This is a genomic window from Acinetobacter sp. IK23 (assembly GCF_035615275.1).
GTDB classification, from domain to species: Bacteria; Pseudomonadota; Gammaproteobacteria; order Pseudomonadales; family Moraxellaceae; genus Acinetobacter; species Acinetobacter seifertii.
Genome location: NZ_JANBNX010000018.1, coordinates 1 through 18,517, shown reverse-complemented (window position 1 = coordinate 18,517; position 18,517 = coordinate 1). Strand labels below are relative to the sequence as shown.

Sequence of the window (18,517 nt, the reverse complement as noted above, 5' to 3'; positions counted from 1 at the left end):
ATGCGATAGGTCAGATTATTCTGACATGATGAAACGAGATATGCCCGATAAATATTTTACTATTTTATAAAAACAAACAGGCAAGTCATATCACTTGCCTGTTTGTTGGTTATTTTTAAGCTGTTATTGCTTACTGAGCAGCGTCGCCAGCTTCAGTCGAAGATGCTGCTGGTGCAGTTGTTGCACCTTCTGCTGATTTTTCTGGTTTATCAAGTAAACCGAAGCTTAAACGGTTAGTCCAACTGCGTTCAGTTTTTGGAGTCTCAACTGGTGCTTGGGTTGTTTCTTGAGTTTCTTCTTTACCTGAATTACCCATTAAGCCAAAGCTTACACGGTTAAGTAGACTGCGTTTTGGTTCAACTGGAGTGGCTGTTTCAGCCGCTACAGATTTAGATTCACGACCAAGAATACCTAAGGTAGCACGGTTAATCCAGTTGCCTTCTTTACGCGCAGCGCGCATATTTACCGTGCCATTTTTATTAACAAGGCTAGGATAGTTAAGTTTTAGAACTTCGATGTATTGTTGTGAAGTTGCTTTATCACCCAGTTGGTCATAGCTATATGCCAAAGTTGCTAGGGCTTCTGGCACTTGAGGTGTTTGTGGGTAGTGTTCAATTACCCATTGCGAACGCTCAGCCGCTGCAACCCATGCTTTACGTTTAACGTTAAAGCGAGCAGTATTCATTTCACTTTCAGCAAGCTCTTGACCAATAAACTTCATACGCTGTGCTGCATCGACAGAATATTGGCTGCTTGGGAAGCGGCGAATCAGGTCAACGAAGTTTTGATAAGCAACTTTTAAATAACTGATGTCACGATGAGATTGTTGCAAAGATGTGTAACGCAACAAGCTATCATAGTTCAGTTCCATGTTAGATACGCCACGAACGTAGTAAGCATAATCTACATTTGGATGTTGAGGATTTAAACGAATAAAGCGTTCAGCTAAAGCAATCGCGCCTTCATAATCTTTTTGTTTAAATTTTGAATAGAGAAGTTCAAGTTGTGCTTGTTGTGCGTATTGTCCAGTTGGATAATAGGTATCAATCGCTTCTAAAGATTTAGCAGCGTCAAGATATTGTCCACGATCAAGAGATTTTTGAGCTTTGTCAAAATACGCTTGTTCACTAGATTGAGGCCCAGTATCGACTACTTCTTTTTTACTTGGATTGCTGCTACAGCCCACAAATGCAGACGCTAAACCTAAAGATAGAGCAAGCATCGTAATTTTATAACGTGGTAGCGACATAAAAACTCCTCTGTTATGTTGGGCAATGAGCTACAATTGCGCTATTAAACCACTTTTATCTCAATGATCAAATGACTTCAGCACAATCTTCAAACACAAACTTCTCTGAAACTGACTTCAATTTACTTGAAGATTCTGAGGATGCAGATAACCATACTTCTGATACAACTGCAACACGTTTATCGTTGCAAGTTCAGCTGGATGAAAGCTACTTAGGGCAACGTATCGACCAAGTTGCAGCTATGGTGTGGAGTGAGTTCTCCCGCGAAAAACTGAAACAATGGATGAAGGAAGGTCATCTGTTGGTAAATGGTAACATCGTAAAACCTAAATATCGTTGTGAGGGCATTGAAACCCTAACTTTAAATGTTGAGTTAGAAGCACAGACGACCAGTCAGCCTGAAAATATCCCACTTGATATTGTTTATGAAGATGAAGATATTTTAGTTATTAATAAACCAGTCGGTATGGTGGTACATCCTGGAGCGGGTAATAGTTCAGGAACTTTAGTGAATGCATTGCTTTACCATTTCCCAAAACTGGCAGAGCTTTCACGTGCTGGTTTAGTACATCGTATTGATAAAGATACGAGTGGTTTATTGGTTGTTGCAAAAACGCTAGAAGCCCAATTTTCTTTAAGTAAGCAGTTGGCAAATAAATCGGTTTATCGTTTATATGACTTAGTTGTTTATGGAAATATCATTGCTGGCGGTACGATTGATGAGCCGATTAAACGTCATCCGGTAGACCGTGTGAAAATGGCTATTTTACCGGGCGGACGCGATGCAGTGACTCACTACAATGTAAAAGAACGTTTTAAAGATTTTACTCGTGTGCAAGCTCGTCTTGAAACAGGACGAACACATCAGATTCGTGTGCACTTTAGCTACATTGGTTATGGCTTGATTGGTGATCAGGTTTATATGAACCGTGTACGTGTGCCTGCTGGTGCATCTGAATTACTCATTGAAACTTTACGTGGTTTTAAACGTCAAGCATTACATGCAGCTAAATTAGGTTTAAAACATCCGCGTACTGGTGAAGAAATGCAATTTGAAGCGCCGTGGCCTGAAGATTTTACTCAGTTGATTAATGTGTTACGTTCAGAAAACGCAGCCTACTAAGGAACTGAATTATGGAATTTGTTCAAGGTTTACCACAAAGTGTTTTTGTAGGGCAGACGCGTATTCAACATCCTTTGGCATTGCCAACGGACCAAACTGAATTAACGGGTTTTAATCTTGCTTTGCATGTTAATGATGAAGCTGGACGCGTTCAGCAGCATCGAATGATGCTTTTAGATGAGTTTGCTCAGTTTGGCGTTAACAAAATGACATGGATGACCCAAACACATAGCACGATTTGTCATACGGTAAATGAACAAATTCCCTTTACAGCATTAATAGGAGATGGCTTGGTTACTCAAACCAAAGGCCATGCATTAATGATGATGACCGCCGATTGTTTACCTGTGGTACTTGGCAATGCAGAGGGCACTGAAGTCGCTAACTTACATGCAGGATGGCGAGGTTTGGCAGGTGGTATTATTGAAAATACAGTTGCTGCTATGCAAAATCCTCCAACTTGGGCATGGTTAGGTGCTGCGATTAGTCAACCCTGCTTTGAAATTGGAGCGGAAGTTAAAACTGCTTTTTATAGTAAGTATCCTGAATTGGAAACAGCTTTTGTTGATGGAGCGGCACCAGATAAATTTCATGCAGATTTATATGCGATTGCTCGCTTTATTTTGCAAAGACTCGGCGTGAAACAAGTTTTAGGTGGAGACCAGTGCTCATATCAACAGCAAGATGAGTATTTCTCTTACCGCCGCGATGCTAAAACGGGTCGTATGGCAACTTTTGTTTTTATGTAATTTATAAAAATCGCAATTCACTTTAAGAAAGTACGATTGTTGTGATATCAATCTCTTATATTATTTAGACGTTTAAATAATATAGGAGATTTTTTTATTTTTGGAATTTTAATATTGACTCAAATAATCCCTTAAAAAGCTAATTTTTGATATTCACAGATCGTGGTTTAGCAAGTTTTAATAAAATGCTAAAATACAAAAAATCGCTCAAATTATTAAACTTATGTCTTTGCCTGAAAAACATCTCTCAATTGTCTATCACAGCCCTTATGGCCACACTGCAAAGGTAGCTTCTGCTATTGCTGCTGGAGCGGAAGTGATGGGCGTTAAAGTACATGTGATGAATATTGAGCACATTGACTGGGATGTTTTAGACGCTTCACAGGGAATTATTTTTGGCTCGCCAACTTATATGGGCAGTGTAACTGCTGATTTTAAAAAGTTTATGGATAGCACATCCAAACGCTGGAAAAATCGGTTATGGCAAGGCAAGTTGGCTGCTGGTTTTGCAAATTCAGGTGGTCTGAGTGGTGATAAGCTTGCAGTTTTGCAGCAGCTTAATATTTTTGCGATGCAACACGGCATGCTGTGGTCTGGTTTGCCTTTAATGACAACTGGTCATACTGAAACTGATTTAAACCGTTTATCAAGTTGTTTGGGCTTAATGACGCAGTCAGATAATGCACCTGTTGAGATTACCCCGCCACAAGGTGATTTAGATACTGCTAAATGGTTTGGTGAATATATCGCTGGTCTTTTATATAGATTAAATTAAGTAAATCATGCGATATAAAAAAGCCTCTAAAAGAGGCTTTTTTACTAAATTACTTATGAAATATACGGGCTTTATCACGCTGCCAGTCACGGTCTTTTTCAGTCGCACGTTTGTCGTGAAGCTGTTTACCTTTCACAAGCGCAATTTCCAGCTTAACTAAATGACCTTTCCAGTAACACGCCAAAGGAACGCATGAGTAACCTTTTTGGTTAACTGCACCCATGAGGTGTTCAAGCTGACGTCGAGAGAGCAATAACTTACGAGTACGTGTTGCTTCAGGAACAACATGGGTCGAAGCCGATAATAAAGGCTGAATTTGTGAGCCAAGTAAAAATGCTTCGCCATTTTTGAAAATGACATAACTTTCTGTCAAAGTCATACGCCCAGCACGTAAGGATTTCACTTCCCAACCTTGAAGTGACATGCCTGCTTCAAATTTTTCTTCGATAAAATAATCATGACGGGCACGTTTGTTTTGTGCGATGGTTCCGCCATTATGTTTCTTTACTACTGTTGCTTTCGCCATAATTCAAACTTCCACAATTGCCTCTATTGTGCCGTAAACTGATGCCAAGGTGAAGTTTTTTCCCACATATCAATATTTCGCCTCATGTATAACTTTTGCTAAAATAGGCGCACAATACAATTAGAGTACTAGCGGATGTCTAAAACGCGTGTAATTTATCCTGGAACATTTGACCCTATCACAAATGGGCACGTTGATTTAGTTACTAGAGCATCAAGAATGTTTGATGAGGTCGTAGTAGCTATTGCAATTGGACATCATAAGAACCCTTTGTTCAGTCTAGAAGAGAGAGTTGCACTGGCACAATCATCATTAGGTCATCTATCAAATGTTGAGTTTGTAGGTTTTGATGGCTTACTGGTTAATTTTTTCAAAGAACAAAAGGCTACAGCGGTACTTCGCGGTTTAAGAGCAGTTTCTGATTTTGAATATGAGTTTCAATTGGCTAATATGAATCGCCAGTTGGACCCACATTTCGAAGCAGTGTTCTTAACACCTTCTGAACAGTATTCTTTTATTTCTTCGACGTTGATTCGAGAAATTGCACGCTTAAGAGGTGATGTAACCAAGTTTGTTCCGCAAGCTGTGGTTGAAGCTTTTGAACGTAAACATCAACAAGGTTGGTAAAGTGTCGTTATATATCACCGATGAGTGCATAAACTGTGATGTTTGTGAACCAGTTTGCCCAAATGAAGCTATTTTTATGGGTGAAGTGATTTATGAAATTCATCCAGATTTATGTACAGAGTGCGTTGGTCACCATGACCAGCCACAATGTCAATTATTTTGTCCAGTAGACTGTATTCCTAAAGATCCGCAGCATGAGGAGACGGAAGAACAGCTATTAGACAAATATAAAAGATTAATTGCTCAAAAAAGCACAAGCAATTAGTGAATAAATTTGTTAATATGCGCCCCTGAAGTGAGCTGGATGGTCGCTGCTGTGGAGGTCTTCGTGACTGAAGCAGGAGAGGAAAGTCCGGGCTTCATAGGGCAGGGTGCCAGGTAACGCCTGGGCGGTGAAAGCCGACGGAAAGTGCAGCAGAGAGTAGACCGCCTCATTCGTGAGGTAAGGGTGAAAGGGTGCGGTAAGAGCGCACCGCGTGTCTGGTAACAGTTCACGGCATGGCAAACCCCACCAGAAGCAAGACCAAATAGGAATCCTAGGTGCGGCCCGTACTGGATTCGGGTAGGTCGCTTGAGCGTATGAGTGATTGTACGCCTAGAGGAATGACCATCCTCGACAGAACCCGGCTTATAGGCTCACTTCACCTCATTTTATTTAAAATTTTTCTTGACGCGCGGTAAATAAGCTAAGATAATGCGCGCACAGTTTACGGCTATGTAGCTCAGTTGGTTAGAGCACCGCACTCATAATGCGGGGGTCACAAGTTCAAGTCTCGTCATAGCCACCATTTTACAGACCACGCTCCTGCGTGGTCTTTTTTTATGCTTATTTTTTGATTAAAAACAGTTTGTAAAGACCGACTTTATAGTTCCGGCATTGTTTGTCCAAGCCAATTTCTTCATGTTCTTATAACACTTAACAAGGATGTTGAAGACATGAAAAGGTCATTATTATTTTTAGGAATTTTGAGTTTATCTGCGGGTGTACAAGTCTCTGCGGCTGATTTGAGTTGGGGTGATCCAACTTTAGATTCGGGTCAATTTAAAGTGTCTGGTGCGGTACGTTCCCGTTATTTGCATAAGGATTATGTGGTTGGGGCCAATGAAGGTTCTCAAAATGATGACTGGCGACTCACAGACATTAAATTAGTGTTGGGTTATGAAAATCCAGATTGGACTGCAGGTCTAGATGCCCGTTGTTACCAATATAATCGTTTGTGTGATGCAATTTTCCTAAAAAAAGCATGGGCAGGCTATAAGCTATCTGACCAGCAAAGAATTACGGTAGGTTTACAGCCTGTTGATTTTTGGCTTTGGCGAATTTTGGGGAAGTAGTTATTACGAGACGCTTTTAAATACCGTTGGTTTAGAAGATATTGATAATTTAGGTATTAAATATAAATTTGCATATGACAAATACAATTTGACCTTAGGTTTCTATCCAACAGATGGAGGAAATTATAAGGGAACATCAAAAAACTCAAGCCGTTACAGTGGTAATTTTGTTGAAGCTGATGACTTGTCGAATGGCACTAATATTGAAGAAAAAAATATGTGGATTGGCCGAGCATCTAGAAAATTTGAAATTGATAAGACTCAAAATTTTTCGACTGAGCTAGGTGTGTCAGCTTGGTATTCTGATTTAGAAAATAAAAGAACAAATATAGATGGACACCGTAAATCTTGGAACGTTTTTGCTCAAACCCAATACCAAGCTTGGCAATGGATGTTCTTGGCAGGCAAGCAAGATGTCACCAATGGGGATGATTTATTGCCAAATAGTTCAACCATTGGTGCATTTGATTATCCATATCAAGTCGCCAATAAAGGTAAATATTTGGTTAATGAGATTAATTACACCTTGCAGCCAAAAGGCACGCATGTCTATGTATGTGGTCCTAAACCTATGATTGATGCAGTGATTGATTGCTGTAATAAACACCGTTACCGCGATGAGTACATTCACTGGGAACAATTTGCCTCAACAGTTCCTGAAGATGGTGAAGCTTTTACAGTAGTACTTGCTAAGTCTAATCAAGAAATTGAAGTACAAAGTAACCAGACTATTTTACAAGCTATCGAAACATTAAATATCGATGTGGAATGTTTATGCCGAGAAGGCGTTTGCGGTACGTGTGAAACTGCTATTTTAGAAGGTGAGGCAGAGCATTTCGATCAATACTTAAGTGATGCAGAAAAGGCTTCACAAAAGAGCATGATGATTTGTGTATCGCGAGCCAAAGGTAAAAAGCTCGTATTAGATCTTTAATATATTTCTGTGGCCGATCAATTGCTTAAATTGTAAATTTGCTAAAAAATGAACAAATAATAGTGGTATGAATCATATTTGTTCATTTGGTAGGCATTAAGAGTTTTGAAGTATTGACCTGCTATACAGAACTATAGATAATGCGCACACAGTTTACGGCTATGTAGCTCAGTTGGTTAGAGCACCGCACTCATAATGCGGGGGTCACAAGTTCAAGTCTCGTCATAGCCACCATTTTAAAAACCACGCTCCTGCGTGGTTTCTTTTTATCTATTTTTTACTCATTAAAATATTTTTCAATCATATCGAGTGTTTTTGAGCTTTGATAAAAAGGAGCTAAGAGCGCTTGAAGTAACGGTTCCAAAATACCGTGCTCATTAAAGGCATCCATAACTTTCGGATAAAAGCGTAAAGCTTCAGTTTGTAAGTCAGTTTCGGTTAAACCAATCTCACTTAACACTTCAAATAGACTTTGATCTTTATAAAAATCATAAAAAACTTCGACGCCATACAAAATAAGATCTTGCATAAATTGCGACTGGCGTAGCTCTTTCCAGTATTCATAAATTAAAACAAAGAACTCCTCAACATCGAGAGGAGTGAGCTGTTTCATAAACTCATACATTTTTTTATGTCTAATATCTTCCCAGACATGACGTACTAGGCTTTCTAAGTCTTCAGCCGATAAAAGGCTTAATTCAGTAAGCTGTTCATGAATAAAACTGGCAATCCACGTTTCAAGTTTGTGCTCGAGACGTTGTTGCTGTAAAAACGAGAATTTTTTAAGTTTATGTTGCCATTCAAAATGGTAGTCATTTACTGTCGAGGCAGTTAAAAATTTTGGTAATTTTTGTTCTAAGGTTGAGGTTGCAATATATTGGCAAAGCTGTTGAACAGAAGGGCTGGTTCTTAAAAATTCATTCAGATAATGAGGAATATGCTCCATTTCCAAAAATTTGGAAAGCCACATTTCAAACTGGTGATCGGATACCAAGTCTTGTAGCTGAATTGGAGATTTCATAGCAGATAAATAAATACGCTGTGCAATTTCCCCAATAAACTCAAGTAAACCAGCGCCAAGCTGCATTTCGAAAGCATAACGTTTCACAACGGCTTGTAATTGTTCTAAATCTACAACTTCACAAAGCTTAATTTCGTCAGCATGTTGCATAAATAGTTGGATGAACTGCTGGAAATAAATAGGTGAGTTTTCTATCGATAATTGTTTTTTGAAAAATTCCACCTGCTCAAGCAAAAGTGCTTGAGCAAGTGCTGTGGTTTTTGATGAGTTTTTCTGCTCAGTCATTCGCTGTCCAACCGTTGACAATCGGATAACGTCGTTCGCGACTAAATGCACGAGAGGTAATTCTCGGGCCAATCGCACCTTGACGACGTTTGTATTCATTACGATCAACTAAACGGATGACTTTTTCAACAACTTCTTTATCAAAACCTTTGGCAATAATGTCTGCCTGACCTAAATCTTCTTCAATGTATGCATATAGGATAGCATCCAATACATCATAAGCTGGTAGAGAGTCTTGGTCTTTTTGATCTGGACGAAGTTCTGCAGAAGGTGGGCGGGTAATTACACGCTCAGGAATAACCGGAGTTTCACTTAAGCTATTACGGTATTTTGCTAATTCAAACACGATTGTTTTATAAACATCTTTGAGAACAGCAAAGCCACCCACCATGTCGCCATAGAGTGTGCAGTAGCCAACTGAAAGTTCAGATTTATTACCTGTAGAAAGCACCAAATTACCAAACTTGTTAGATAGGCCCATAAGCAATGTGCCACGAGCGCGCGCTTGTAAATTTTCTTCAGTTGCATCCGCTGGTGAGTTACCAAAGAATGGATATAGCGTTTGCATGAAGCTATTTACGATTGAATGTATTTCAGCAATACCGAAAGTCACGCCCATACGGCGAGCTTGTTCTGCCGCATCTTCTACACTAATTTGAGACGTGTAAGTGTATGGCATCATTACAGCTTGTACTTTTTCTGCACCAATTGCATCAACAGCAATTGCAAGTGTAAGGGCAGAGTCAATACCACCAGATAGACCTAAGATTACACCAGGGAAACCTGAACGCTCTACATAGTCACGCGTTGCCATAACTAAGCTTTGATAGATTTCTGCAAAAGTTTCCAATGCTGGAGCAGACTCAGTGACTTTATATAATTTGGTATCACGGTCAAATTCAGCAATATAAAGATCTTCTTTAAAGCTTGGTGCTTGTAAAGCAATTTCACCATTTTGATTGCTGACAAAACTTGAACCATCAAAAATTAAATCATCTTGTCCACCAACTTGGTTGACATAAACAATATTTAAGTGAAGTTGTTTTGCAAGCTCGCTTAATGTTTGTTTGCGATGTTGTGGTTTACCTACTTCATATGGAGATGCATTAAGTACAAGTACAGTATCAACATTTAATTGGCTTAATTGTTTAACTGTATTGATTGACCAAATATCTTCGCAAATGAGGACACCAAACTTATGACCAAGGTATTCAAATACCAAATGTTGATGACCTTTTTCGAAATAGCGCTTTTCATCAAAAACGCTATAGTTTGGCAAGTTGTGTTTATTGAAAACACCTAAAACCTGACCATCTTTCATGACAGCAGCTGAATTATAACGTTGGCCATCTTCACTCTGGTTCACGAAGCCGAAAACCATCACAATATCTTTAACTTCGCTAAGTTGAGCAAAAGCCTTTTGCATACGTTTGTTTAAATTTGGACGTAACAATAAGTCTTCAGCTGGATAACCAATCACAGAAAGCTCAGGAAAAATAATCAGGTCAGCGTCTTGTTTTTTCGCCTGATTTGCTTGCTCAATCATCTTTTGGGTGTTTGAGTCAATATTGCCAATATGCGGAGAAAACTGAGCAAGGGCAACTTTAAAACTTTTCATTCAAACCTAATCCTAGATCATAACGAATATAAATACACATAGTGTTGATTTTTATAAATATAATTTTTCAACGATGTGTATGATACGATAATAAACAAGTAAAATAGTAAACAAAAATGTCAAGATCAATAATATATACCAATCACATATTTTCTGCGTAAAAATAACGAGATTTTCTGTATACAATAGAAACAAGCTTCATTATTTTTATTGTTTGTATACTGCCTTAACACTCCAAAATTTGGAATAAGTTTTTATACTTATTTTCAATAATTTGACAGTAATAAACTCAAATCTCAACTTTATTTTCATATTTTTTTGTTTATAAAATTTGCGTTGAGTAAGTTGGTAAAAATGTTACGTTGAAGTCAAACTCAATTATTTGCTTACAAATCCAGTTGAGGTAAACAAATAATATTGGGTAGCTTCCCTGAACAGATATCTCTCGCAATCTCTCCTTGTTGTTCAATATTGTAAGAGCTAAATGCTTTTTGCGGATGATAGGTGTATTTGTAAGGATTATAATATTTAAAGCTGAGGTAATAGGCAGATTGTAAAAATGCGCCTTTTAGTAATACATGAATACCTCGCTGATATTGCATAACATGGGTGAGTTCATGAATAAAAATACCTTGTATGAACTTAGACTCTAAAGCGTAATTGCTACTATAGTCAGAAAAATTTACATAGATATTTCCATTTGGAGCCATCAAAATTCCATGAGCTTGCCAAGGTAAGTAACGAGTAGCAATAATTTTAGGGCGTTCACAATCTAGCAGATCTCCAAAAACCCTTTGCGCTAAAGCTTTTTCTTCAGGCGTAAGAAATCGAATTGGATAGCTTTTTAAGTGACGAAGAATAAAAAGAGTAAAAATAATAAATTGTCGATCTAGGACGAGTTTAAAGGTGCTGAGAGTGAACATAGTTTTGCTATTAAATAAGTTCATCTATTTGTTTAGCAGCATAACATACATCAACTATGTTGAAAGACAGACACAATGAACGATATTTATTTCTTACTTGATGATTTGAGTACCTTATTGACAAAATGTCTACTTTGAATCTGATCAGAGGCTTGTAAAATCTTATTCTAATTATTGATTATAAAGGAGTCGTGACCATTAATAAGCTTAATTGAAAATAGTTAACTGACTGAAATGAATTAAAAAATTAAATAAGAAGTCTTAGACAATAAAAAAACCCCAGTTAAAACTGAGGTTTTACGACAACTAAAATCACAACCGCAAATAAAATTAAGGTTGGCATTTCATTGAAGAAACGCCAGAACTTATGTGATTTATAGTGAGCATTTCCGATAAGCTTTTTGCGATAGTAACCACACACTAAATGGTAAACCACTAATAAAGCCACTAGTCCAACTTTTAAGTAAAACCATGTGGCTTCATGGTAATGTCGAGTTGCATCACCCCACTCTACAAGAAAGTGTGCAGTAATTAATGTGGCAATCATAGAAGGCCACATAATTCCTCGATACAACTTACGTTCCATTACTTCAAAGCGTTGATGACTTGCAGCATCTTCACTCATAGCATGATAAACATATAATCGTGGTAAGTAGAACAAAGCAGCGAACCAACAAACCACAGCAATAATATGTAATGCTTTTACCCACAAAAAAGCATCAGAAGGTGCATCCATCGTTAATCCTAGGTGGGATTATGCATCCCACTTCTTGAAAATTAGGCAAGCGTTTACACCGCCAAAGCCAAAACTGTTACTCATTACAGTATTCAATTTTGCATCACGTTTTTCAAGTACGATATCAAAAGGTTTTGCGCCTTCATCAAGTTCAGTTACGTTGATGTTTGGTGCAATAAAGTCATTTTGCATCATAAGAACAGAGTAGATAGCTTCTTGAACGCCAGCTGCTCCTAAGCTATGACCAGTCATAGATTTAGTTGAGCTTAAAGGTGGTACTTTACCTTCACCAAAAGCACGTTCCATTGCTTTAAGTTCAGTAACATCACCCGCTGGAGTAGAAGTACCATGTGTATTTACATAGTCAATTGTTTCTACGCCATGCTGTTTAGCTTCTTCAAGTGCCATTAAAATACAGCGTGTAGCACCTTCACCACTTGGAGCAACCATATCTGCACCATCACTGTTTGCTGCATAACCGACAACTTCAGCTAAAATATTCGCACCACGTGCTTGTGCGTGCTCAAGCGATTCAAGTACTACGAAACCACCACCGCCAGCAATTACGAAACCGTCACGGTCTGCTGAATAAGGGCGAGATGCAGTTTCAGGAGTATCGTTATATTTTGAGCAAAGTGCGCCCATTGCATCAAACAATAAACTTTGAGACCAATGATCTTCTTCACCACCACCAGCAAGCATAAGATCTTGTTTGCCAAGTTGAATAAGGTTATATGCATAACCAATTGCATCTGCAGAAGTTGCGCAAGCACTTGTAATAGTATGAGCAATACCTTGTAGTTTAAATGCAACACCTACGTTTGCCGTAATGGTATTTGACATATTACGTGGTACAAAGAAAGGACCTACTTTACGTGCACCTTTAGTTTCTAATAACTCAGTCATTTCAACAACAGATGCAGTTGAACCACCACCTGAACCACCTGCAATACCATAACGTGGGTTGCCGCCAATTTGTTCAGGTGTGAGTCCTGCATGTTCAACCGCAGCTACAGCAGCGTTGTAAGCATACATCGCACAAACGCCCATAAAGCGTTTTAATTTACGGTCGATATGATCAAAATCTTGTTCTGCAGCAGCGCTGACATGGCTTTTAAAATTAAGTTCAGCGTAAGTTGGGTTAAAACGTGTCCCCGAGATTCCATTTTGAAGTGAGTGAGTAACTGCTTCTAAAGAGTTACCGATACATGAGTTAATACCCATACCAGTGATTACGACACGTTTCATCTACAGGTCCCTTTATGGTGATATTTAAAGTCTATGAACATCAGCAGCTATTAAATGATAGGAGAAGATAGCTGGAAGAACATTAGACATATGTTTTCGTTGTTACCATGATAGCAGAAAGGTTTTTTATTTCTTATGGCAAATCTTTATGTCAATTTTGCATTTAAAAAAATAACCAAATACATAGTATGTTTCATTTAGGGTTAACTAAAATACACACATTCAAGTTGAGATAAATCTACATTCCACCTAGTATTTATCTCTAATTAGATAAATTAAAAAATCGAGGTACTGGATGACAAAATTTAATAATAATCAATCTGACAATTTGTTTTCTCAGGTCTTCGGAGTGGCTAAAAAGCTCAGTTCTACTGGCTTAAACATCTTGCAGCAAAGCCAAATAGGTGAGGTCAGTAAGTTGGTCGAGCCACTTGCGAATGGCAAAACAGTAGAAGGTAATGCTAGAAACAAAAGTCCATTTGAAGTGGAACAATATGAAAGTCCACAACAAATGTTACGTGAACATTTACCTAAAGTTACTCGCCAAGTTTTTGGTCGTCATTTTAGAAAGGTCAATGGTATTGCCACATTTATTTCACCTGACTGGAATGAGAAAATATCAAGCTATTTATTTGATGCGCTGAATGACTTTAGTTCAAAAAGTACACTTACTGAAAAAATATTAGAAGAGGCGGGTGCAAAAGACCTATTTGAGTTAACTAAGGATACTTCACGCTCTCAACGTTTAAGTCAGGCGCTGATTGAACAAAATAAATTGATTGCAACAATACAAGGGGCGATTACAGGTGTATCTGGTATGGCAGGAGCGGCCGTAGATATTCCTGTATCTTTAGTTTTGGTTTTAAGAACAATTTATCAAACTGGAAGATCACATGGTTTCGATTTAAATGATGGAAGTGATCAAGATGTTGTTGAGTTTATTTTTAAAGAAGTCGATATCAGTCTGATTGCTGAAAAGCAGACGGTACTTTTGGCATTAAAAGCGTTACGTAATATGTTAGAGACACAAGATGTTCAACAGTTTCAGCAATTACTGGGGTCTTCAAATGATATTGAAACCTTGAAAAAATGGTTGGTTGATGAAAATGGCGAGTTTAAATGGAACTGGTTAAATAAAGTTCCGCAACTTGCTTCTGTTGGTAAATTTACTCCTGCAGTAGGTGCTGTACTCAGTGCTGTTTACAGTTGGAAGTTACAAGAAGATGTAGGTCATAAGGCACAAGCCATTTTTGGTGCTGCACGACACTATTTAAATGAACATCCGAATGAGCATTTATCACCACTTCAAGCTTATTATGCTGCGGTGACTCTTATTCAAAAGGCAAGTCCACGTCTTTTGAATGTTGGAGAAAATGGCAGTATTCACGCGGCACAACATCATGAAATAGAAAATCATGATGTAATTTCAAAAGTGGCAGTTGTGGTTAAATCGAATACTTCTGAAAAAAGTGAAGAAAAAGTGCAAGAAAATGTTCATCAAGGTATTGAGCAGCTTGCAGAAAAACATGTGGTCGAGCACGAGCATAGTGAACAAAAACCAGCATTAGAAATTGAAAATGATGATGTTATAGAAGATCAAAAGTACTCTTAACAATACAATTACAAAGATAGGGTTTCAAAACGAAATTTCACCCCTATTTAGTTTTGTAAGTCATCCTGTCAAACATTGATATGGTCAACATTTGGTAATTATTGCCGTGTTGACCATTTTTGCATCTTAGCTTACAATTATGTGCCCTTAAAAAGAGGTATTTTCTTTTTGAGGTTTTTTAATAACGGGAGAATTGCCATATGGCAACAACGAATCAGTTGATCCGTAAGGGTCGTACGACTTTGGTTGAAAAATCCAAAGTTCCTGCGTTGAAGGCTTGTCCACAACGTCGTGGTGTTTGTACACGTGTTTATACAACTACACCTAAAAAACCTAACTCAGCTATGCGTAAGGTTTGCCGTGTTCGCTTAACTTCAGGTTTTGAAGTATCTAGCTACATCGGTGGTGAAGGTCATAACTTACAAGAGCACAGTGTTGTTCTTATCCGTGGTGGTCGTGTTAAAGACTTACCAGGTGTACGTTACCATACCGTTCGTGGTTCTTTAGACTGTGCCGGCGTTAAAGATCGTAATCAATCACGTTCTAAATACGGTACTAAGCGTCCTAAGAAGTAATTCTAGGAAACTAGTCCAAAAGCCCTTTAGCGTTTCGCTTGTTTGAATTCTTCATAGATTTGTAATTCAAGCGACGTATAGTAAGGCCAGCGTCGTGTACATGACACTTGTACAAACTGCTGGATTATCCTGAAGTGTCATATTATTAGGTGTATTAAAATGCCAAGACGTCGCGTAGTCGCTGCTCGTGAGATCCTTCCAGATCCAAAATTTAGCAGCCAAACAATCGCTAAATTCATGAACCACGTAATGCAAGATGGTAAAAAATCTATTGCTGAAAGTATCGTTTACGGTGCTTTAGAACGCGTTCAAGAAAAAAACAAAGTAGACCCAGTTGAATTTTTCGAGACTACTCTTGAAAAAGTTCGTCCTATGGTCGAAGTAAAAGCACGCCGTGTTGGTGGTGCTACTTATCAAGTACCTATGGAAGTACGCCCATCCCGTCGTACTGCCTTAGCAATGCGTTGGTTAGTAGATGCTGCTGCTAAGCGTTCTGAAAAAACGATGGCTTTACGTCTTGCTGGCGAGTTGCTTGATGCAGCTGAAGGCAAAGGTGCCGCGATCAAAAAACGTGAAGACGTGCATCGTATGGCAGAAGCTAACAAAGCCTTCTCTCACTACCGTTTCTAAGCGGATAAAACAGTCCCTAATCAGGAGAATACTCATGCATACAGTAGCTAGATTCAACATTGCTCTCTACCAAAGTGGGGGCTTTGCGGGTATTTAAGTTGCCCCGTTTGAGTATTCGTGCGCATCAATTTAATTGATGCGTCCTGTTTTAAAGATAACATTTAGGAATGTAGATATCATGGCTCGCCAAACCCCAATTACTCGTTACCGTAACATCGGTATTTCTGCGCACATTGACGCAGGTAAAACAACTACAACTGAACGTATTTTGTTCTACACAGGTGTATCTCACAAAATTGGTGAAGTACACGACGGTGCAGCAACAATGGACTGGATGGAACAAGAGCAAGAGCGTGGTATTACAATTACCTCTGCTGCTACAACTTGTTTCTGGTCTGGTATGGCTAACCAATTCCAACAACACCGTATCAACGTAATTGATACACCGGGACACGTAGACTTCACAATCGAAGTTGAACGTTCTATGCGTGTTCTTGACGGTGCGTGCATGGTTTACTGTGCAGTTGGTGGTGTACAGCCTCAGTCTGAAACTGTATGGCGTCAAGCAAACAAATATAAAGTGCCTCGTTTAGCATTCGTGAACAAGATGGACCGTACTGGTGCAAACTTCTTCCGTGTTGTTGAACAAATGAAAACACGTTTGGGCGGTAACCCTGTGCCAATCGTTGTGCCAATCGGTGCTGAAGACACATTCCAAGGTGTTGTTGACCTTATCGAAATGAAGGCAATCATCTGGGATGAAGCTTCTCAAGGTATGAAGTTTGAATACGGTGATATTCCTGCTGACCTAGTTGATACTGCTCAAGAATGGCGTACTAATATGGTTGAAGCAGCTGCTGAAGCTTCTGAAGAATTAATGGACAAGTACCTAGAAGAAGGTGATCTTTCTAAAGAAGACATCATCGCTGGTTTACGTGCTCGTACATTAGCTTCTGAAATTCAAGTAATGCTTTGTGGTTCTGCGTTCAAAAACAAAGGTGTTCAACGTATGTTGGACGCTGTAATTGAATTCTTACCATCACCTACAGAAGTTAAAGCGATCGAAGGTATCCTTGACGACAAAGACGAAACTAAAGCGTCTCGTGAAGCATCTGACGAAGCTCCGTTCTCTGCGCTTGCGTTCAAAATCATGAACGATAAATTCGTAGGTAACTTAACATTCGTACGTGTTTACTCTGGTGTTCTTAAACAAGGTGATCCGGTTTATAACCCAGTTAAATCTAAGCGTGAACGTATCGGCCGTATCGTGCAAATGCACGCGAACGAGCGTCAAGATCTTGAAGAAATCCGTGCAGGTGATATCGCAGCGTGTGTAGGTCTTAAAGACGTTACAACTGGTGATACATTATGTGATGAGAAAAATATCATTACTCTTGAGCGTATGGAATTCCCAGAGCCAGTAATTTCATTGGCTGTTGAACCAAAAACTAAAGCAGACCAAGAAAAAATGTCTATCGCTTTAGGTCGTTTGGCGAAAGAAGATCCATCGTTCCGTGTACGTACTGATGAAGAATCTGGTCAAACAATTATTGCTGGTATGGGTGAGCTTCACCTTGACATCATCGTTGACCGTATGAAGCGTGAATTCGGTGTTGAAGCGAATATCGGTAAACCAATGGTTGCTTATCGTGAAACGATTAAGAAAACTGTTGAGCAAGAAGGTAAATTCGTACGTCAAACTGGTGGTAAAGGTAAATTCGGTCACGTATATGTTCGTTTAGAACCGCTTGACGTTGAAGCTGCTGGTAAAGAATACGAATTCGCTGAAGAAGTTGTTGGTGGTGTAGTACCTAAAGAATTCTTCGGTGCAGTTGATAAAGGTATTCAAGAACGTATGAAGAATGGTGTCTTGGCTGGTTACCCAGTTGTAGGCGTTAAAGCTGTTCTTTTCGACGGTTCTTACCACGATGTCGACTCTGACGAATTGTCGTTCAAAATGGCTGGTTCTTATGCCTTCCGTGATGGTTTCATGAAAGCGGATCCTATCCTTCTTGAACCTATCATGAAAGTTGAAGTAGAAACTCCAGAAGACTACATGGGCGATATCATGGGTGACTTAAACCGTCGTCGTGGTATGGTTCAAGGTATGGACGATCTTCCTGGTGGAACAAAAGCAATTAAAGCAGAAGTTCCTCTTGCTGAGATGTTTGGTTACGCGACTCAAATGCGTTCTATGTCTCAAGGTCGTGCGACTTACTCAATGGAATTTGCTAAATATGCTGAAACTCCACGTAACGTGGCTGAAGGCATCATTGCTAAATTCCAAGCTGGCGGTAAAAAAGGTGACGACGAGTAATCTTTCGATTACTATAAGCCCTAACTAATTCTTAGTTGAAAACCAAGTGCTCATGGGGTGACCCTCCATGAGTAGTTAATAAAGGAAGATCATCATGGCTAAAGCCAAGTTTGAACGTAATAAGCCACACGTAAACGTGGGCACAATCGGTCACGTTGACCATGGTAAAACAACTTTAACTGCTGCGATTGCAACTATTTGTGCAAAAACTTACGGCGGTGAAGCGAAAGATT

17 protein-coding genes, 2 tRNA genes, 1 other RNA gene and 2 pseudogenes are annotated in these 18,517 nt (G+C 39.0%); 15 read left to right on the top strand and 7 right to left on the bottom strand.

Going from position 1 to position 18,517, the window contains the following annotated elements:
- Positions 1-130 precede the first annotated feature (130 nt).
- On the bottom strand, positions 131-1,249 hold the full coding sequence (locus MSG95_RS12640) for an outer membrane protein assembly factor BamD (protein WP_174722587.1): 1,119 nt from the start codon (positions 1,247-1,249) through the stop codon (positions 131-133).
- Between the two features lie 71 nt (positions 1,250-1,320).
- Here MSG95_RS12640 and rluD point away from each other — a divergent pair, with 71 nt between their 5' ends.
- From rluD to MSG95_RS12625, 3 genes are all read left to right on the top strand, one after another.
- Positions 1,321-2,373, top strand: a complete 1,053-nt coding sequence (rluD, locus tag MSG95_RS12635; RefSeq protein WP_174740538.1) for a 23S rRNA pseudouridine(1911/1915/1917) synthase RluD — start codon at positions 1,321-1,323, stop codon at positions 2,371-2,373.
- Between the two features lie 11 nt (positions 2,374-2,384).
- Entirely contained in the window at positions 2,385-3,122 is a 738-nt protein-coding gene (gene pgeF, locus MSG95_RS12630) for a peptidoglycan editing factor PgeF (protein WP_324624694.1), read from the top strand.
- A 223-nt stretch (positions 3,123-3,345) separates the two neighbouring features.
- Positions 3,346-3,897, top strand: coding sequence for a flavodoxin family protein (locus tag MSG95_RS12625; protein WP_019456634.1), 552 nt, complete (start codon positions 3,346-3,348; stop codon positions 3,895-3,897).
- A 49-nt stretch (positions 3,898-3,946) separates the two neighbouring features.
- Here the strand turns inward: MSG95_RS12625 and smpB are convergent, their stop codons facing one another.
- Positions 3,947-4,423, bottom strand: a complete 477-nt coding sequence (smpB, locus tag MSG95_RS12620) for an SsrA-binding protein SmpB (RefSeq protein ID WP_004641603.1) — start codon at positions 4,421-4,423, stop codon at positions 3,947-3,949.
- A gap of 135 nt (positions 4,424-4,558) precedes the next feature.
- Between smpB and coaD the strand changes: the two genes are divergently transcribed.
- The 7 genes and pseudogenes from coaD (at position 4,559) to MSG95_RS12585 (ending at position 7,553) form a co-directional block, all read left to right on the top strand.
- The gene (coaD, locus tag MSG95_RS12615; RefSeq protein ID WP_004703369.1) at positions 4,559-5,050 is read left to right on the top strand and encodes a pantetheine-phosphate adenylyltransferase; all 492 of its coding nucleotides are present in this window, start codon (positions 4,559-4,561) and stop codon (positions 5,048-5,050) included.
- 1 nt (position 5,051) lies between these two features.
- Positions 5,052-5,315: a YfhL family 4Fe-4S dicluster ferredoxin gene (locus tag MSG95_RS12610; protein ID WP_004703368.1), complete on the top strand. Its 264-nt coding sequence runs from the start codon at positions 5,052-5,054 to the stop codon at positions 5,313-5,315.
- Between the two features lie 27 nt (positions 5,316-5,342).
- An RNA gene (rnpB, locus tag MSG95_RS12605) (RNase P RNA component class A) lies at positions 5,343-5,697 on the top strand.
- Positions 5,698-5,761: 64 nt separating this feature from the next.
- Positions 5,762-5,838: transfer RNA gene (locus tag MSG95_RS12600), tRNA-Met, on the top strand.
- A 148-nt stretch (positions 5,839-5,986) separates the two neighbouring features.
- Positions 5,987-6,911: pseudogene (locus MSG95_RS12595) on the top strand (porin); the annotation flags it as partial.
- Positions 6,912-7,319 (top strand): annotated as a pseudogene (cntB, locus tag MSG95_RS12590) (carnitine monooxygenase, reductase subunit CntB); the annotation flags it as partial.
- A gap of 157 nt (positions 7,320-7,476) precedes the next feature.
- A tRNA-Met gene (locus MSG95_RS12585) sits at positions 7,477-7,553 on the top strand.
- 43 nt (positions 7,554-7,596) lie between these two features.
- On the opposite strand, the gene MSG95_RS12580 is transcribed toward MSG95_RS12585, so the two are convergent.
- From MSG95_RS12580 to MSG95_RS12560, 5 genes are all read right to left on the bottom strand, one after another.
- Positions 7,597-8,625, bottom strand: coding sequence for a hypothetical protein (locus MSG95_RS12580; RefSeq protein ID WP_324624695.1), 1,029 nt, complete (start codon positions 8,623-8,625; stop codon positions 7,597-7,599).
- On the bottom strand, positions 8,618-10,243 hold the full coding sequence (locus MSG95_RS12575) for an NAD+ synthase (protein WP_134262147.1): 1,626 nt from the start codon (positions 10,241-10,243) through the stop codon (positions 8,618-8,620). Before MSG95_RS12575 ends, MSG95_RS12580 begins: the two co-directional genes overlap by 8 nt.
- A 386-nt stretch (positions 10,244-10,629) precedes the next feature.
- Entirely contained in the window at positions 10,630-11,190 is a 561-nt protein-coding gene (locus tag MSG95_RS12570) for a hypothetical protein (protein ID WP_324624696.1), read from the bottom strand.
- Positions 11,191-11,449: 259 nt separating this feature from the next.
- The gene (gene hemJ / locus MSG95_RS12565; RefSeq protein ID WP_004703336.1) at positions 11,450-11,902 is read right to left on the bottom strand and encodes a protoporphyrinogen oxidase HemJ; all 453 of its coding nucleotides are present in this window, start codon (positions 11,900-11,902) and stop codon (positions 11,450-11,452) included.
- An 18-nt stretch (positions 11,903-11,920) separates the two neighbouring features.
- Positions 11,921-13,150: a beta-ketoacyl synthase N-terminal-like domain-containing protein gene (locus MSG95_RS12560; protein WP_004703335.1), complete on the bottom strand. Its 1,230-nt coding sequence runs from the start codon at positions 13,148-13,150 to the stop codon at positions 11,921-11,923.
- A 295-nt stretch (positions 13,151-13,445) separates the two neighbouring features.
- Between MSG95_RS12560 and MSG95_RS12555 the strand changes: the two genes are divergently transcribed.
- The 5 genes from MSG95_RS12555 to MSG95_RS12535 form a co-directional block, all read left to right on the top strand.
- Positions 13,446-14,762 (top strand): EcsC family protein, encoded by a 1,317-nt coding sequence (locus MSG95_RS12555; protein ID WP_324624697.1) that lies wholly within the window; start codon positions 13,446-13,448, stop codon positions 14,760-14,762.
- 200 nt (positions 14,763-14,962) lie between these two features.
- Entirely contained in the window at positions 14,963-15,337 is a 375-nt protein-coding gene (rpsL, locus tag MSG95_RS12550) for a 30S ribosomal protein S12 (RefSeq protein ID WP_002050319.1), read from the top strand.
- A 159-nt stretch (positions 15,338-15,496) separates the two neighbouring features.
- A complete protein-coding gene (gene rpsG, locus MSG95_RS12545) occupies positions 15,497-15,967 on the top strand; it encodes a 30S ribosomal protein S7 (protein ID WP_001138055.1) in 471 nt (156 codons plus the stop codon).
- 178 nt (positions 15,968-16,145) lie between these two features.
- Positions 16,146-18,284: an elongation factor G gene (gene fusA, locus MSG95_RS12540; RefSeq protein WP_263613080.1), complete on the top strand. Its 2,139-nt coding sequence runs from the start codon at positions 16,146-16,148 to the stop codon at positions 18,282-18,284.
- 94 nt (positions 18,285-18,378) lie between these two features.
- Positions 18,379-18,517: GTP-binding protein (locus tag MSG95_RS12535; protein WP_227545342.1), on the top strand; the 139-nt coding region annotated here is incomplete at its 3' end.

Coding starts and splice junctions, on each gene's coding strand:
- MSG95_RS12640 (WP_174722587.1), bottom strand. CDS start 1,249: ATGTCGCTACCACGTTATAAAATTACGATGCTTGCTCTATCTTTAGGT.
- rluD (WP_174740538.1), top strand. CDS start 1,321: ATGACTTCAGCACAATCTTCAAACACAAACTTCTCTGAAACTGACTTC.
- pgeF (WP_324624694.1), top strand. CDS start 2,385: ATGGAATTTGTTCAAGGTTTACCACAAAGTGTTTTTGTAGGGCAGACG.
- MSG95_RS12625 (WP_019456634.1), top strand. CDS start 3,346: ATGTCTTTGCCTGAAAAACATCTCTCAATTGTCTATCACAGCCCTTAT.
- smpB (WP_004641603.1), bottom strand. CDS start 4,423: ATGGCGAAAGCAACAGTAGTAAAGAAACATAATGGCGGAACCATCGCA.
- coaD (WP_004703369.1), top strand. CDS start 4,559: ATGTCTAAAACGCGTGTAATTTATCCTGGAACATTTGACCCTATCACA.
- MSG95_RS12580 (WP_324624695.1), bottom strand. CDS start 8,625: ATGACTGAGCAGAAAAACTCATCAAAAACCACAGCACTTGCTCAAGCA.
- MSG95_RS12575 (WP_134262147.1), bottom strand. CDS start 10,243: ATGAAAAGTTTTAAAGTTGCCCTTGCTCAGTTTTCTCCGCATATTGGC.
- MSG95_RS12570 (WP_324624696.1), bottom strand. CDS start 11,190: ATGAACTTATTTAATAGCAAAACTATGTTCACTCTCAGCACCTTTAAA.
- hemJ (WP_004703336.1), bottom strand. CDS start 11,902: ATGGATGCACCTTCTGATGCTTTTTTGTGGGTAAAAGCATTACATATT.
- MSG95_RS12560 (WP_004703335.1), bottom strand. CDS start 13,150: ATGAAACGTGTCGTAATCACTGGTATGGGTATTAACTCATGTATCGGT.
- MSG95_RS12555 (WP_324624697.1), top strand. CDS start 13,446: ATGACAAAATTTAATAATAATCAATCTGACAATTTGTTTTCTCAGGTC.
- rpsL (WP_002050319.1), top strand. CDS start 14,963: ATGGCAACAACGAATCAGTTGATCCGTAAGGGTCGTACGACTTTGGTT.
- rpsG (WP_001138055.1), top strand. CDS start 15,497: ATGCCAAGACGTCGCGTAGTCGCTGCTCGTGAGATCCTTCCAGATCCA.
- fusA (WP_263613080.1), top strand. CDS start 16,146: ATGGCTCGCCAAACCCCAATTACTCGTTACCGTAACATCGGTATTTCT.